This is a genomic window from Selenomonas sp. oral taxon 478, from assembly GCF_001189555.1.
Lineage (GTDB): Bacteria > Bacillota > Negativicutes > Selenomonadales > Selenomonadaceae > Centipeda > Centipeda felix.
This window is the reverse complement of record NZ_CP012071.1, coordinates 343,209-357,999: the sequence shown is the minus strand read 5'-3', so window position 1 is coordinate 357,999 and position 14,791 is coordinate 343,209. Positions and strand designations below refer to the sequence as shown.

Sequence of the window (14,791 nt, the reverse complement as noted above, 5' to 3'; positions counted from 1 at the left end):
CCATGAATCTGCCGTTCATCTCTGCGGAGGCAATGAAGGACTATGCCGTGCGGACAAAGGTGTTCATCCTGTCCGTATTCCTCTTGGCAGCCATCCTCGTTGTCGCCGTCGTCGGTATCTACTCGAACGATCAGGCAAAGCAGTCGCTTGACGATATGTATCACCATAATCTCATGTCGACACAGTATCTGAACGATGCCAATACGCGTCTGCGGAAAATCAGCGTCAATGTGCCGTACATCTTACAGGAGGGAATCACAGCGGACAACCGCAAGATTCTCGTGGACGATGTGCTCGGTAATCTGAACGCGCTCCATCACGACATGGAGGAGCTCAAGAAGATCGACACGAGCGAGCGGGCACAGGCGACGATTGCCGAACTGGAAAAAAATCTGACCGTCGCGGCGGACAAGGTCGGCGCGGTCAACAATATGGGGACGACCCCCGAGGATCGCGTCGCGATCTTTGACAATCTCGCCTCGCTCACCGTCATCTCAAGCAATATGGCGGTGCTTACACCCGATAACGTGTTCCAGGGAAAGCAGCTCTTTGAGGCGAACAATGCGCGCTATGACCGTACAGTCTATAGCTTTGCCATCATCATCGTCATTGCGGTGGGGTTTGGTGTTCTTGTGTCGCGCCGTATTGCAGATAACATCTCCGATCCGCTCGCTTCCTCCATCGGACATCTGAGTGCCGTCGCGTCCGGCGACCTCTCGCGTGAGATCCCGCGCGAACTCTCTGACCGTGCGGATGAAATCGGTACGGTGGTCAAGGCACTCGGCAAGATGCAGGGCTTTATGAAGCAGGTGCACGAGGAGGCAGAGCAGACCGATGCGATGGTTGCCGAGCTTGAGGAAATGCTGCACGGGCTCAACAATGACACGCAGGACATGTCTGCCGTGACCGAGGAGATGTCCGCAGGCATGGAGGAGACAGCAGCATCTACATCCAGTGTCCAGCATCTCAGCGGGGAGCTGAACGATGGGATCAAGGGGGCAGCGGACGCAGCACGCGAGAGCGAGGAGTATACGCGCGAGGTTGCACAGCGTGCCGCCGATCTCCAGACGACGATGGAGCAGTCGCGTCTCAATACGCGTCAGATCTACGGCTCGACGAAGGACTCTGTGGCAGAGGCGATCGAGTCCTCGAAGGTCGTCGACCAGATCGGACAGCTCACGCTGGAGATCTCCGAGATCGCCGAACAGACGAACCTCCTCGCTCTGAACGCAAGCATCGAGGCAGCGCGTGCAGGTGAGCAGGGACGCGGCTTTGCCGTGGTCGCGGGCGAGGTCGGAAAGCTCGCCGAGCAGTCGCGCGGAACGGCAGAGAAGATCAAGGGCCTCACGGGGCAGGTTACGGGCTCGGTGCAGGCTCTCTCTGACGGTACGCATAGGCTGCTCACCTTCATTGATGAAAACATCCGCGGCGATTATGACCTGATGGACAAAACAGCAGTGCAGTACAAGGCAGATGCGGAGTTCTTCCGCAAAACTGCAGAGGCGACAACGTCGCGGTCACAGGAACTGCTGGGCTCCGTCAGCGAGATGAATGCGGCGATGGAGGGGATTCGCAACGCGACACACGAGGGTGCGGAGGGCAACACGCGCATCGCGGAGAGAGTCGTCTCCATGGCGGCAGAGTACGAGAATATCCTTGCAAAGATCCAGACCTTCAAGGAAGGGACGGCGCGCCTCAAGAACCTCGTGGCGGCGTTCAAGGAGTAATGCTGCTGGGCATACCGCACACTTTTCTCGTTTGTTCCACTAGGGTTCGCTTAGAGGCATCGCCCATTCGCACGAAAAATTTACATGTTATGCAGAGAGCCTTTTATGGCTCTTTGTTGTTTTTTTGACTTTTTTACAAAATACCTATTGACTTTTTGACTAAAAACATTTACTATAGACAACGTAAGTTAGCACTCAGTCAATGAGAGTGCTAACACGACAAAAAGATTTGGGATAAACTAGGAGGAAGATACCATGATTAAGCCATTGGGCGAACGTGTTGTCATTGAAGTCGCAGAGAGCGATGTCACGACGGCGAGCGGCATTGTGCTCCCCGATACGGCAAAGGAAAAGCCGCAGAAGGGCAAGGTCGTTGCGGTCGGTACGGGCAAGCTCCTCGAGAACGGACAGCGTGCAGGCCTTGAGGTCAAGGAAGGCGACAGCGTCGTTTTCTCGAAGTACTCGGGCTCTGAGATCAAGGTTGACGACAAGGACTACCTCATTGTTCGCGAGAGCGACATTCTGGCAATCCTGTAATTAGGGAAGTACTGATAAATTCGGCACTACCATCTTGACGCATCTTTTTCGCCCGTACTTCGGCGGAAAATCCTCCACAGAGCCCCACTCTGCGTCTGGTTTTCCACCTTGTTCGGACAAAAAATCTACGCCAATTTGGCAGACCTCATTTTATCAGTGTTACCTTAGATAGACGAAACGTGGAGGCAATATAAATGGCAAAGCAGATTCTGTTTGACGAAGAGGCACGCCGCGCTCTTGGCCGCGGCGTTGATGCACTGGCAAATGCGGTCAAGGTAACGCTTGGCCCGAAGGGACGCAACGTTGTCCTCGATAAGAAGTACGGCGCACCGACGATCACGAATGACGGCGTGACGATTGCACGTGACATCGAGCTCGAGGATCCGTTCGAGAACATGGGCGCACAGCTCGTGAAGGAAGTTGCGACGAAGACGAACGACATCGCGGGCGATGGCACGACGACGGCGACGCTCCTCGCACAGGCGATGATCCAGGAGGGCATGCGCAACGTCGTGGCGGGCGCGAACCCGATGATCGTCAAGAAGGGCATCGACATGGCGGTCAAGACGCTGGTCGAGGAGATCAAGAGCAAGGCACAGAAGGTCGAGACGAAGGCAAAGATCGCGCAGGTCGCGTCGATCTCCTCGGCAGACTCCGAGGTCGGCGAGCTCATCGCAGAGGCGATGGAGAAGGTCGGCAAGGACGGCGTCATCACGGTTGAGGAGTCCAAGACCATGGACACGAACCTCTCCGTTGTTGAGGGCATGCAGTTCGATCGCGGCTATATCTCGCCGTACATGGTGACGGATACGGACAAGATGGAAGCCGTCATGGATGATCCCTATGTGCTCATCACCGACCGCAAGATCTCCTCGGTCGCGGATATCCTGCCCGTTCTGGAGCAGGTCGTGAAGCAGGGCAAGCAGATCGTCATTATCGCAGAGGACCTTGACGGTGAGGCTCTTGCGACCATCGTGGTCAACAAGCTGCGCGGCACGTTCAAGGCACTCGCGGTCAAGGCACCGGGTTTTGGCGACCGCCGCAAGGCGATGCTCGAGGATATCGCTATCCTCACGGGCGGCACGGTCATCAGCGAAGAGGTCGGCCGCAAGCTCGACAGCGTCACGATCGAGGATCTCGGCCGTGCACGTCAGGTGCGTTCCTCCAAGGAGGAGACGACGATTGTCGACGGTGCAGGAGACAAGGCACAGATCTCCGCACGCGTGGCACAGCTCAAGAAGCAGATCGCAGAGACCACGTCCGACTTTGACCGTGAGAAGCTGCAGGAGCGTCTGGCAAAGCTCGCCGGCGGTGTTGCTGTGGTCGAGATCGGTGCAGCGACAGAAGTCGAGATGAAGGACAAGAAGTACCGTGTTGAGGATGCACTCAATGCAACGCGTGCGGCAGTCGAAGAGGGCATCGTTGCCGGCGGCGGCACGACGTTCATCGACATCCTCCCGGCACTCGACAAGCTGAACGTCGAGGGCGACGTCAAGGTCGGCGTCGAGATCGTGCGCCGTGCGGTCGAGGCTCCGGTGCGCCAGATCGCTGAGAATGCAGGCCTTGAGGGCTCGGTTGTCGTCGACAGCGTGAAGAAGGCGGGCGATGGCGTTGGCTTCAATGCACTCGAGAACACCTACGTCGACATGATCGGCGCGGGCATTGTCGACCCGGCGAAGGTCACGCGCTCTGCCCTGCAGAATGCGGCATCTATCGCTGCCATGGTGCTCACGACCGAGACGCTCGTCACGGACAAGCCCGAGCCTGAGGCTCCGGCACCTGCAGGTGCACCCGGCATGGGCGGTATGGGCGGCATGATGTAAGGCAGTTGCCCTCGATCATATCGTGAAATAGCGAAGAAGCATGTTTCCTATCAGTGGAGCATGCTTCTTTTTGTTTTACAATCTATATCGACGGATTGTTAAAATACAGATACAGTGCTATACTACAGAGCATGAAGATAATAGAGCTCCATCGACAGAGGAGCAAAAGGAGTTTCGCATGCTGAATATAGATAAGAAACTCGCGAAACGCGAGGCAGAGGGCAAGATCATCCGCACAGGCATCGTGGGTGTGGGGCAGATGGGGCGCGGACTGGTTTCGCAGATGGTGCTCATGAAGGGCATTATGCCTGCCATTGTTGCCGATCATACACTGGATAAGGTCATCAAGGCCTTTCATACCGCGGGTGTCCGTGACGAGGATATCGCCGTCGCAAAGACCATCGATGAGGCAAATCGCTACATGGAGCAGGGCAAGTACGTTGCGACAGAGAACGACACATTTATCTCGCACGCGAACCTCGTCGAGGTCGCCATTGATGTGACAGGCGTGCCCGAAGTCGGCGTGCGGATCGCGATCGACGCACTGAACAACAAAAAGCACGTCGTCATGATGGACGTTGAGACCGATGTGGTCATCGGCAGCTATCTCAAGAAGCTCGGCGACAAGAACGGCGTCATCTATACCGGCTCGGCAGGCGACGAGCCGGGTGCGGTCATGGAGCTCTACTCCTTTGCGTGTGCGATGGGGCTGGATGTCAAGGTCATTGGCAAGGGCAAGAACAACAAGATCGACTATGACTGCAATCCCGATACCGTGTACGAGGAAGCAGTCCGCCGCAAGATGAACCCGCGCATGCTCACCTCGTTCAAGGACGGCACGAAGACCATGGTCGAGATGACGGCGATGTCGAACGCCACAGGCTTTGTCCCCGACGTGATCGGTGCTCACGGTCCCGCGGGCTCGCCGCAGCATTGCTGCGCCGATCTCAACGAACTCTTTAAGCTCAAGAAGGATGGCGGTATCCTGAATCGGCACGGCGTCGTGGAGTATGTCAATGGCATTGCGCCCGGCGTCTTTGTCACCGTCGCATGTCCGAATGAGGATGCTGCCTACGTGATGGACTATCTCCAGATGGGGCATGGCCCCCTCTGGACCCTCTATCGCCCCTATCATCTCTGCAACCTCGAGACGCCGCTCAGCGTGGCGAAAATCGTCATCGACGGCGAACCGACCATCATCCCGCTTGACGGCCCGGTCAGCGAGTGCATCACCGTCGCCAAGCGCGACCTGAAGGCGGGGGAAAGCCTTGATGGCATCGGCGGCTACACGACCTACGCCTCGATTGCGACAGCCGAGGAGACGTACCGAAACGGCTACGTCGTCTACCCCCTCGTCAACAAAAACGCACGCATGAAATGCGATGTCAAAAAGGGCACACTCCTCACACTCGACATGGTCGACCTCGATACGTCCACGCAGCTCTATCAGGTGCGTAAAGAACAGGACAAGATGTATGGCAACGGGTACGCGCTGAAGTAAAGGAATTGCTGAGCTTCCTAAAATACAATGCCCCCCACGATGCAGGCGTGGGGGGCACTTTTGAGCAATTGAGATGTAAGGATGTAATGTATGTTTTGGCTTGAACTCATTGTTGTGTTTGGGATGCTTCTCGTCGGTGCACATGTTGGCGGCATCTTTCTCGGCATGTCGAGCGGCGTCTCCCTTGCCGTACTCATCTTTGGCTTTGGCTGTACGCCCAAAAAAGTGATTCAAAAAATTTCCTTGATTTTTCTCCCCCCCTATGATATAGTAACTTCCGTTGACATATGTGGCGCCTTCGTCAAGTGGTTAAGACACCGCCCTCTCACGGCGGGTTCATGGGTTCGAATCCCATAGGCGTCACCAAATTCGGCGCCTTCGTCAAGTGGTTAAGACACCGCCCTCTCACGGCGGGTTCATGGGTTCGAATCCCATAGGCGTCACCATCGAAATGGATAGGAGCCGTTTACGGCTTCTTTTTTGTTTTCTATCGTAATGAAAAAATGGGGGCGGGGCAGGTATGCTCTTCTTATCGATGCTTCTCATGGGCGGAATTATCGGTTTTGTCGGGGCGGGCGGCAGCGGCGTGATCATCACTTTGCTCGTCGTCGGATTCGGCGTGCCCATCCATCAGGCGCTTGCCGTCGCCCTCGGATCTATGGCATTTACGACACTGTCGGGGGCAGTCAGTCACTACCGCGAGCGTGAAGTCGTGCCCCTGACAGGGGCGGTACTTGGCGCGGGCGGCCTTCTCGGGGCGCTCCTCGGTGCGGTGATTTCCAACCACATGGAGGCACCAAATCTCAGCCTCTTTACGGGCGTCATGCTCCTGTCGAGCGCCTTCCTCCTCTATCTGCGCATTTACCGTGCCGTGTGGCTCTCGGCGCATATCCACGTACGTGAGGAGCTCTTGACGGGGCGGCGGCTCTATCTCTATGGACTGCCCATCGGCTTTCTCTGCGGCGTCCTCTCTGGCGCGTTCGGCATCGGCTCTGCGGCCTATATACAGATCGCCCTCATGGTCGTGTTCGGTGTGTCGCTCCTGCAGGCCATCGGAACAACGATGATGATCATCGTGCCCATCTCGATCAGCGGCGGCATCGGCTATCTCCTCTATGGACAGCTGGAGCCGTGGCTGTTCATCCAGACGCTCGTCGCGCTCTCGCTCGGCTCGTATGCTGGGGCAAAGCTGACGCACCTAGCGCCGCTGCCTGTTTTGCGCTTTTGGATTGTTGCCCTGCCGACCATCGGCGGTGCGATTATGATTCTGTTTCACTGACGGTGTTGCTGCAGAAGTGATATAGAATGATTTGTCATGGAACGAAAAGAGCCGTGATACGGAAATTATGCCGTATCACGGCTCTTTTCGTATGTATTTGTAACGCCTTTGAGCCCACCGGCAATTAGCGCGGCAGCCAACTGATTCAGACGGATCCCCTCCGCTCTTGCCATCAGAGCAAGATTTCGATGTGAAAAACAGGTTGAATCTATCAGCGATTACTTACCGCTCAGCGACGACTTCACTGTTGTTCAGCGCGAAATTGAGCAATAGTCCGATCAATTCGTTGCGTGAGCGCCCCGTCTGACCAGCGAGGTCGTCCAGACGGTCAATAATATCTTCCCGTACGCGGATGGATAGGGTTTTATGCCCATCCTCTCCGCGTTTTTTCTTTGTGATTACTAGTTTTGTGGTCATATATATCACCTCATGGTTAGTTTATATATGAGTGGTTATAAAATATATGATTGATATATTGTTGTAAAACATATCTATAAAATGCTTAAGTAAATATGAAATATATACGATATAGTGATTGAAAAATTATGTTATAAAATATGTTATAAAGTGTAGGTGAAAAATGAAAGTAAATCCTGCTGTACAAGGGGGCGCCGAGCAGGGAAGCGCACGCGTCGGCAGGGGACAGGGAGCGTCTCTACCCATGGATGCTTTTCAGGCACTGCTCAATCAGGCGGAGAGCCGTACGCGTTTCTCGGCGCACGCAAAGGCGCGGATCGAACAGCGCGGCGTCGATCTCACGGCAGATGATCTCGCACGGATTGATGATGCGGTTGATCGTATGGCGGCAAAGGGCGTGCGCGATGCGCTCATTTACATGAGTCATGGGCTTGCCATGGTCGTCAGCGTAAAAAATCGCACGGTGATCACGGCACTCGATGACGCGAGTGCGAAGGAAAACATCTTTACCAACATCGACAGTGCTGCCATTTTGTAATATGTGAGGGGAGAGATTTATTATGATGCGTTCGATGTTTTCGGGGGTGTCAGGGCTTAAAGGACATCAGACCCGTATGGATGTCGTCGGGCATAATATTGCAAATGTGAATACCGTGGGGTACAAGGCAAGTCGTGTCACTTTTGCCGATACACTGTATCAGACAAGCTCAGGAGCATCTGCACCCACGGGGAACCTTGGTGGTATCAATCCGAAGCAGATTGGTCTTGGGATGAACGTCGCCTCTATCGATACGATCTTTGGCGATGCCAGTGCGCAGGGAACAGGAAAGAACACCGATGTTGCTCTTTCGGGGAATGGCCTCTTTATCGTAAAGAATGGGTCGGGAACGTATTATACACGTGATGGAGCTTTCGAGTTCGATGCGCAGGGCAACTATGTCTTACCTGGCAACGGTTTGTTTGTGCAGGGATGGATGGCACGTGAGAACGGTGAATTGGTAACTACGGAGCAGCCTGGTAATATCACGATCAAGGCAGGAAAGAGCATGCAGCCGGAGATGACAGGGGCTGCTACCTATTTGAACAATTTAAACGCCAACACGAAGGGCTATGAGATCGCGAGCATCGTTGCAAAGTATAAAGATGGGACGCAGAAGTCACTCGGGACGTATACGCAAAGCTCTGTGGGGGAAATGTCCCTCGGTATGACTGGTACCACGAAATCAATTCCCTTGGAGGATGGGGTGGCGGGATATCCCTTTACGACGAATAATCCTGTTACGATTACGGGAACTCCCGTCACGGGGAAACCTCTTTTTTCGACAACGGTCGATTCAATTGAAGCCAATGGTGCAAACGTCAAAGTTACTTATGAGGGAGATAAGTCTTCGGTCTTTGGTATCGTCGATAGTTCGGGCAGTCCAATTACTGTTACACATACTGCAGGAACATTTACTATCGGAGATTTGTCGACGATAACGGGAACGATCAAGACGCCTGGCGGCGTTACAACCTCGGCCTCGACCATGGGAGCAACGGAACTCACCTTGTCGACCGCGACAATTGGAGGACAAACGTTCACAAATGTGAAGATTACTGTCCCAAACCCGAAAGATTTTGTTTATTCTGATGGACAAAATGTGACGTTCTCTCTCGTGACAAAAAAGATTGAAGCTGATGCAGGAGCGAAAATCCATACCCCACATACATACAGTGATGGAACCGTATTGGATACGAATGAAGCACCGAATGCGACGTCGCCATTTACGGTTACAGAGAAGAATCAGCGCTATATCTATAAGGGACGCGTCGATGGCAGCGAAGGCACGATTAAGTCGATTGCACGAAAGGCGAAGGAGCCTACAGAAGTTACGCTAACTACGAAGGACGGGCAGGTATTTTCTGGCGCGATCAATGGGGAGTATACGGTTGGCAATATGTATTACCCACCATCCGTGACGACGTTTACAGTTTATGACAGTCTTGGCGGGGCGCACAGCATTCCTCTCGTATTCCGCAAAGTGGGGGCAAATGAGTGGGATATGAGCCTCGGCGCCGATGACACCTATAGCTACAAAGAAGATAATGGAACAGAGGTCTCTGCGCAACTGACAAAGACTCGATTGAAGTTCAGCCAGACCGGGCATTATGTGAGCGGGGACGCAACTGTATCTTTGTCTTATAAACGGGAAGGTGCAGAGGAGCCAAAGCCGCATAAAGTGACTGTCAGCCTTGGTGCGCTCACGCAGTACAGCGGCAGCAGCACGATCAAGGCAGAGTCGGATGGCAATGCCGAAGGCGTTCTGAAGAATGTGACAATCGACAGTACGGGAACGATCACGGGCGTTTATTCGAATGGCAAGATCAAGGCGGAGGCACAGCTTGCCATCGCGCAGTTCAATAATCCGTCAGGGCTGACGCGTGCCGGAGGGAACTTCTTCCAGCAGTCGAACAACTCAGGCGCAGCAAATGTTAAAACCGCATCGGATCTCGGCTGTACGATTACACCGTCAGCACTTGAGATGTCCAATGTTGACCTTGCCGACCAATTTTCGGATATGATTGTTACTCAGCGTGGATTCCAGTCCAACTCGAAGATCATCACTGTTGCCGATGAGATGCTTGAAACGCTCATTAGTATGAAACGTTAATTGATTTTTTCGCCGCTGCATCATTCTGGTGCGGCGGTTTTTTCGTATACCGTTTGCAAAAAATACGGATAACTGTTATAATAAAAGAACAAGTCTATTTTGAAGGAGTGATACGATGAGAATATGGATGGTATTGATGTTCGTCGTTATGCTGATGCTGTCTGTCTCCGGCTGCGGCGGAGCACAGTCGTCAGCGGCATCGGAGGGAAAGGAAGAGGCGATGGCAGCATTTCAGCGCGTCGCATCCGATGAGGCGCAGCAGATGATGGCGGAGAATACGAACTATATTATTTTGGACGTGCGGACCGCAGGGGAATATGCAGGCGGACATATTCCGCATGCCATCAATGTACCGAACGAATCCATTACTACGGTGCCGCCAAAGGAGCTCCCCGATAAGGATCAGATGATCTTTGTCTACTGCCGCAGCGGTGCACGCAGTCAGCAGGCGGCGCAAAAGCTCGCGAACATGGGCTATACGCATATTGTGGAGATGGGCGGAATCAACAACTGGCATGGGGATGTTGTGAAGTAAGGGAAGCACTGATAAATTCAGCCGCGCTGTCTTGACGCATCTTTTTTTCCGCATCTCGGCGGGAAATTCCCCACATAGACTTTGCCGCGTGTCCGGTTTTTCACCATGATCGGACGAAAAAATCACACCGGGTCTGAAGGCTTCTCTTGTTGGTGATGGATTCCTGGAAAATTAGAGCAGGGCTGCTGTATGAAGATCTTTTAGCTTCGTACAGCAGCTTTTTTATCCTCGCTTTGCACAAAACGCCTGCAGTTCCTTTCGAAAAATATCAACGGCGCGGGGGAGGTAGCGGTTCTTTGCGCGGGCGAGGATGATTGTGCGATGCGGGTCGCCCTCGATGGCAGCGTAGCAGGGCGGATTGGCGGGCGGTGCAGCGACAATGAGTGTTTCGGGGAGAATCGCGGCACCGAGTCCTGCGCCCGCAAGCGCATGTGCCGTGTTCATGCTGCGCGTCTCAAGCGTAACCTGCGGGAGGAAGCCTGCCGCCTTACAGAACATGAAGAGCGTATCGTGGAGTTTCTGCTCGCGGTGCATCAGGAGGAACGGTGTGTCGCGAAGTGCGGTAAGCGGAACGATTGGCGGTGCTGTACGGTCACCGGGCAACAGTCCGAGAGCCGTGCTTATGGGATGCGCGGGAGGCAGTGCGAGCAGAAGCCGCTCCTTGAAGAGCACATCGTAGTCGAAACGATGCTCGCTTACGGGCAGCAGCGAAATGATGCAGTCCGTCTCCCCCGCCTCGGCAAGCTCCTCGAGTCGGTAGGTCGTGTCCTCGCGAAGATGCAGCATGATCTTTGGATATTTTGCACGAAAGGCGGGCAGCATGGGCGCGAGAAGATGTGTACTGCGGAACTGCGTCAGCCCAACCGTCACATTACCTGCTGCGCCGCGCATGCAGTCGTCCACCTGCTGATGGAACGCTTCGTCGAGTGCGATGATGCTGCGCGCTGTTTCAAGATACAGCCTGCCGACGGCGGTTGGTGTGAGGCATGTGCCGCCGCGGTCGAAAAGCGGTGCCCCGATCTTCTTTTCCTGGGCGGCAAGCATCTGTGAGAGCGATGGCTGTGAGACGTAGAGTTTTTTCGCTGCACTTGAGAGTGTGCCCTCCTCGGCAATTTTTAAGATATAGCGGAACTGTCGGAACTCCATGATGCACCTCGATATAAGATTTTTCTTATCAATAAAATAGGATTTTACGTATTCGACTTATAGGAAAGAATAACGTATAATCAAATATAAGTAAAGAGTCTGTGCAGATGCTCTCGGAGGAATGGGCGAACAAAACCGTCCACTGTGTATTATATATCATTAAGGGAGGGGACTCTTTTGAGTAAGGGAGTACGATGCTTTCTGACGGCAGGACTGATTGCCGTCCTCTGGTTCATGCCGATACCCGATGGGCTGACTCCTGCGGCATGGCATCTGTTTGCGATCTTCGCGGGTACGATTCTGGGGTTCATTTTGCAGCCATTCCCGCTTGGAACGGTCGCACTTGCGGCGATTACATTTGCGGCGCTGACCAATACGATCAAGCCGGCGGAGGCACTCGCGGGATTCAGCAATACGGTCATTTGGCTGATTGTGTCGGCATTCCTCTTCGCACAGGGCTTCATCAAGACGGGACTCGGGCGGCGGATCGCCTACTGTCTCATTCTGAAATTTGGATCGAGCAGCCTGAAACTAGCCTATACGCTTGTTCTCAGCGACTTCATCATTGCGCCCGCAACGCCGTCGAACACCGCACGTTCGGGCGGTATTCTCTTTCCGATTGTACGCAGTCTCGCCTCGGTTTTTGGGTCGGAGCCGGGCGCGACAGCGCGCAGAATCGGTGCGTTCCTGCTCGTTGTATCCTTCCAGGTGGATGCGCCGATTGCCGCTGCGTTTTTGACGGCGTGCGCACCGAACCCCCTGATGGCGGAGCTGGCGCGCGACACGGCGGGGATCGAACTCTCGTGGGGACTTTGGGCGACGGCGGGCATCGTGCCCGTCCTGCTTTCGATGATTGTTTTGCCCTATGTCCTCTATAAGTTCTATCCTCCCGAGATTCGGGAAACGCCCGAGGCGCAGTCGCTCGCGCGTGAAAAACTTGCGGAGATGGGCCGGATGACACGCGATGAGAAAATCATCTGCGGCATCTTTGTCGGTGCGCTTCTCCTTTGGAGTACATCGGGCTATACGGGCGTGAATGCAACCATTGCCGCTCTGCTCGGTGTGACGGCAATGCTCCTCACAGGCGTCCTCACATGGGAGGATGTGCTGAAGGAAAAGGGCGCATGGGATGGCATGATGTGGATGGGCGGCGTCGTCAGCCTTGCGGGTGCACTGAATAAGATTGGCTTTATTCCATGGTTCGCCGCCAGCGTCACGGGGGCGATGACAGGGATTTCATGGGGACTGACGCTCGGCATTCTCTTTCTGGTCTACCTCTACAGTCACTATGGTTTTGCGAGCCTCTCGGGGCATGCAACAGCGATGTATGCGGCGTTCCTCGCCGTCGCCGTGGCTGCAGGCGCACCGCCCTATCTCGCCGCGCTCGGACTGGCTTTTCTCTCGAATCTTATGGCGGGGCTGACACATTACTCCACGGGGTCGGCTCCCATCTACTTCGGTGCGGGCTATGTGACGCAGGAACAGTGGTGGAGGATGGGCTTCCTCTGCTCCGTCATCAACGTCCTTATATGGATCGGCATCGGCCCCGTCTGGTGGAAGATCCTCGGTATTTGGTAACGTTGTGTTCGGTAACTCTGTGTATTTATATAAAGGAGAGATTTCTATGACGAAAGCGGAAGCCTCTGCGCGCATGACGGATGTGCTCGCGAAGTTCGTAGCGTACACGGGGAAGCGCTTGCCGGATGATGTGCGGGCCAAGATCGCCGAACTCGCTGGTGAGGAGGATGCTCCTTTGGCGAAGTCAATCTATGAGACGATGGAGAAGAATCAGGAACTTGCGATGAAGCTGAACCGCCCGAGCTGTCAGGACACGGGCGCGGCGCAGTTCTTCCTGAAATGCGGGGCGAACTTCCCATATATGGGTGCGATGGAGGAGATCCTGCACGCGGCTGTCGTACAGGCGACGGCGGACGCGCCTCTCAGACACAACGCCGTGGAGACGTTTGACGAGTTTAACACGGGCAAGAACGTCGGTAAAGAGATTCCGTCGATTTTTTGGGAGATCGTGCCTGACCGTGACGATATCGAGATCCATACCTATATGGCGGGCGGCGGCTGCACGCTGCCGGGCAAGGCAATGGTGCTGATGCCGGGCGAGGGCTACGAAGGCGTGACACGCTTTGTGCTCGATGTTATGACGAGCTATGGGCTGAATGCCTGCCCGCCGCTGCTCGTTGGCGTTGGTGTCGGCACGTCGGTCGAGGTTGCGGCGCTCCACTCAAAGAAGGCACTCATGCGCCCCATTGGGTCACACAATCCAAATCCGCGCGCCGCTAAGATGGAGCAGCTGCTTGAGGACGGCATCAACGCCATCGGCCTCGGTCCGCAGGGACTCATGGGCAAGCACTCCGTCCTCGGCGTCAACATTGAGAACAGCGCGCGCCATCCGTCCGTAATCGGCGTCGCCGTAAACGTCGGCTGCTGGTCGCATCGGCGCGGACACATCATCTTTGACAAGAATCTTGACTATAAGATTCTCTCGCATGCGGAGGTGGATTTCTGATGGAGAAGAAAGTTCTGACGACCCCGATTCAGCCCGAAGATCTCGCGGACATCAACGTTGGTGATGTGATCTACCTCACCGGGTATCTCACAACCTGCCGTGACGTGGCGCATCGCCGCGTCATCGAGGAGGGGAGGAAGCTTCCCGTCGATGTGAAGAACGGTGCAATTCTCCATGCAGGCCCCATCATCCGTAAACGCGGTGAGGGAAAATATGAGATGGTTACGGTCGGACCAACGACCAGTATGCGCATGGAGAAATTCGAGGAGGCGTTTATTGCTGAGACGGGTGTACGGCTCATCATCGGCAAGGGCGGCATGAAGGACGGTACAATGCGTGGCTGTCGTGACCATAAGGCGCTCCACTGCGTCTTTCCGGCTGGCTGCGCCGTCGTCGCCGCAACCTGTGTCGAGGAGATCGTGGACGCGAACTGGCTCGACCTTGGGATGCCCGAAACGCTCTGGACGTGCAAGGTGAAGGAGTTTGGTCCGCTCATTGTCTCCATCGACAGCCACGGGCGCAATCTATTTGAGGAAAACAAGGTGATCTTCAACAAACGTAAGGAAAAGGCGTGCGAAGAAATTTGTAAGCAAGTTGGGTTTATCAAATAAACATGCAAAGAAAACGGCGGCACATCGGTACGAATGACTG

General features: G+C 54.7%; 13 protein-coding genes, 2 tRNA genes and 1 pseudogene. 14 read left to right on the top strand and 2 right to left on the bottom strand.

Annotated features, from left to right (window positions below):
- Positions 1-2: 2 nt before the first annotated feature.
- The 8 genes and pseudogenes from ADJ74_RS01730 (at position 3) to ADJ74_RS01700 (ending at position 6,867) form a co-directional block, all read left to right on the top strand.
- Complete coding sequence (locus ADJ74_RS01730; protein ID WP_050341443.1) at positions 3-1,727, top strand: methyl-accepting chemotaxis protein; 1,725 nt, start codon at positions 3-5, stop codon at positions 1,725-1,727.
- Between the two features lie 255 nt (positions 1,728-1,982).
- Entirely contained in the window at positions 1,983-2,264 is a 282-nt protein-coding gene (gene groES, locus ADJ74_RS01725; RefSeq protein ID WP_009753994.1) for a co-chaperone GroES, read from the top strand.
- A gap of 194 nt (positions 2,265-2,458) precedes the next feature.
- Complete coding sequence (groL, locus tag ADJ74_RS01720) at positions 2,459-4,087, top strand: chaperonin GroEL (RefSeq protein ID WP_009753995.1); 1,629 nt, start codon at positions 2,459-2,461, stop codon at positions 4,085-4,087.
- A gap of 178 nt (positions 4,088-4,265) precedes the next feature.
- Complete coding sequence (locus tag ADJ74_RS01715; RefSeq protein WP_050341441.1) at positions 4,266-5,588, top strand: NAD(P)H-dependent oxidoreductase; 1,323 nt, start codon at positions 4,266-4,268, stop codon at positions 5,586-5,588.
- Between the two features lie 90 nt (positions 5,589-5,678).
- Positions 5,679-5,828: pseudogene (locus ADJ74_RS11655) on the top strand (anaerobic C4-dicarboxylate transporter family protein); the annotation flags it as partial.
- Positions 5,829-5,879: 51 nt separating this feature from the next.
- Positions 5,880-5,954: transfer RNA gene (locus tag ADJ74_RS01710), tRNA-Glu, on the top strand.
- Positions 5,955-5,959: 5 nt separating this feature from the next.
- Positions 5,960-6,034, top strand: a tRNA-Glu gene (locus tag ADJ74_RS01705).
- Between the two features lie 74 nt (positions 6,035-6,108).
- Entirely contained in the window at positions 6,109-6,867 is a 759-nt protein-coding gene (locus tag ADJ74_RS01700) for a sulfite exporter TauE/SafE family protein (protein WP_050341439.1), read from the top strand.
- A gap of 222 nt (positions 6,868-7,089) precedes the next feature.
- On the opposite strand, the gene ADJ74_RS01695 is transcribed toward ADJ74_RS01700, so the two are convergent.
- On the bottom strand, positions 7,090-7,284 hold the full coding sequence (locus tag ADJ74_RS01695; RefSeq protein ID WP_009753998.1) for a ribbon-helix-helix protein, CopG family: 195 nt from the start codon (positions 7,282-7,284) through the stop codon (positions 7,090-7,092).
- A gap of 244 nt (positions 7,285-7,528) precedes the next feature.
- Here ADJ74_RS01695 and ADJ74_RS01690 point away from each other — a divergent pair, with 244 nt between their 5' ends.
- From ADJ74_RS01690 to ADJ74_RS01680, 3 genes are all read left to right on the top strand, one after another.
- Positions 7,529-7,822, top strand: a complete 294-nt coding sequence (locus ADJ74_RS01690; RefSeq protein ID WP_232294868.1) for a TIGR02530 family flagellar biosynthesis protein — start codon at positions 7,529-7,531, stop codon at positions 7,820-7,822.
- Between the two features lie 22 nt (positions 7,823-7,844).
- Complete coding sequence (locus ADJ74_RS01685; protein ID WP_050341437.1) at positions 7,845-9,935, top strand: flagellar hook-basal body complex protein; 2,091 nt, start codon at positions 7,845-7,847, stop codon at positions 9,933-9,935.
- A gap of 115 nt (positions 9,936-10,050) precedes the next feature.
- A complete protein-coding gene (locus tag ADJ74_RS01680) occupies positions 10,051-10,470 on the top strand; it encodes a rhodanese-like domain-containing protein (RefSeq protein WP_050341435.1) in 420 nt (139 codons plus the stop codon).
- A gap of 222 nt (positions 10,471-10,692) precedes the next feature.
- Here ADJ74_RS01680 and ADJ74_RS01675 read toward each other — a convergent pair whose 3' ends face one another.
- Positions 10,693-11,616 (bottom strand): LysR family transcriptional regulator, encoded by a 924-nt coding sequence (locus ADJ74_RS01675; RefSeq protein ID WP_050341433.1) that lies wholly within the window; start codon positions 11,614-11,616, stop codon positions 10,693-10,695.
- 177 nt (positions 11,617-11,793) lie between these two features.
- On the opposite strand from ADJ74_RS01675, the gene ADJ74_RS01670 reads away from it, so the two are divergent.
- Genes ADJ74_RS01670 through ttdB form a run of 3 tightly spaced genes read left to right on the top strand, consistent with a single transcriptional unit; the run spans position 11,794 to position 14,751 of the window.
- Positions 11,794-13,194, top strand: a complete 1,401-nt coding sequence (locus tag ADJ74_RS01670; protein WP_050341429.1) for an anion permease — start codon at positions 11,794-11,796, stop codon at positions 13,192-13,194.
- Positions 13,195-13,240: 46 nt separating this feature from the next.
- Entirely contained in the window at positions 13,241-14,140 is a 900-nt protein-coding gene (gene ttdA / locus ADJ74_RS01665) for a L(+)-tartrate dehydratase subunit alpha (protein ID WP_009754003.1), read from the top strand.
- Entirely contained in the window at positions 14,140-14,751 is a 612-nt protein-coding gene (gene ttdB, locus ADJ74_RS01660) for a L(+)-tartrate dehydratase subunit beta (RefSeq protein WP_050341427.1), read from the top strand. Before ttdA ends, ttdB begins: the two co-directional genes overlap by 1 nt.
- Positions 14,752-14,791 lie beyond the last annotated feature (40 nt).

Excerpts from the sequence above, each read along its gene's own strand:
- ADJ74_RS01715 (WP_050341441.1), top strand. The coding sequence starts at position 4,266 with ATGCTGAATATAGATAAGAAACTCGCGAAACGCGAGGCAGAGGGCAAG.
- ADJ74_RS01685 (WP_050341437.1), top strand. The coding sequence starts at position 7,845 with ATGATGCGTTCGATGTTTTCGGGGGTGTCAGGGCTTAAAGGACATCAG.
- ADJ74_RS01730 (WP_050341443.1), top strand. The coding sequence starts at position 3 with ATGAATCTGCCGTTCATCTCTGCGGAGGCAATGAAGGACTATGCCGTG.
- ADJ74_RS01695 (WP_009753998.1), bottom strand. The coding sequence starts at position 7,284 with ATGACCACAAAACTAGTAATCACAAAGAAAAAACGCGGAGAGGATGGG.
- ADJ74_RS01690 (WP_232294868.1), top strand. The coding sequence starts at position 7,529 with ATGGATGCTTTTCAGGCACTGCTCAATCAGGCGGAGAGCCGTACGCGT.
- ttdB (WP_050341427.1), top strand. The coding sequence starts at position 14,140 with ATGGAGAAGAAAGTTCTGACGACCCCGATTCAGCCCGAAGATCTCGCG.
- ADJ74_RS01700 (WP_050341439.1), top strand. The coding sequence starts at position 6,109 with ATGCTCTTCTTATCGATGCTTCTCATGGGCGGAATTATCGGTTTTGTC.
- ADJ74_RS01675 (WP_050341433.1), bottom strand. The coding sequence starts at position 11,616 with ATGGAGTTCCGACAGTTCCGCTATATCTTAAAAATTGCCGAGGAGGGC.
- ADJ74_RS01680 (WP_050341435.1), top strand. The coding sequence starts at position 10,051 with ATGAGAATATGGATGGTATTGATGTTCGTCGTTATGCTGATGCTGTCT.
- ttdA (WP_009754003.1), top strand. The coding sequence starts at position 13,241 with ATGACGAAAGCGGAAGCCTCTGCGCGCATGACGGATGTGCTCGCGAAG.
- groL (WP_009753995.1), top strand. The coding sequence starts at position 2,459 with ATGGCAAAGCAGATTCTGTTTGACGAAGAGGCACGCCGCGCTCTTGGC.
- groES (WP_009753994.1), top strand. The coding sequence starts at position 1,983 with ATGATTAAGCCATTGGGCGAACGTGTTGTCATTGAAGTCGCAGAGAGC.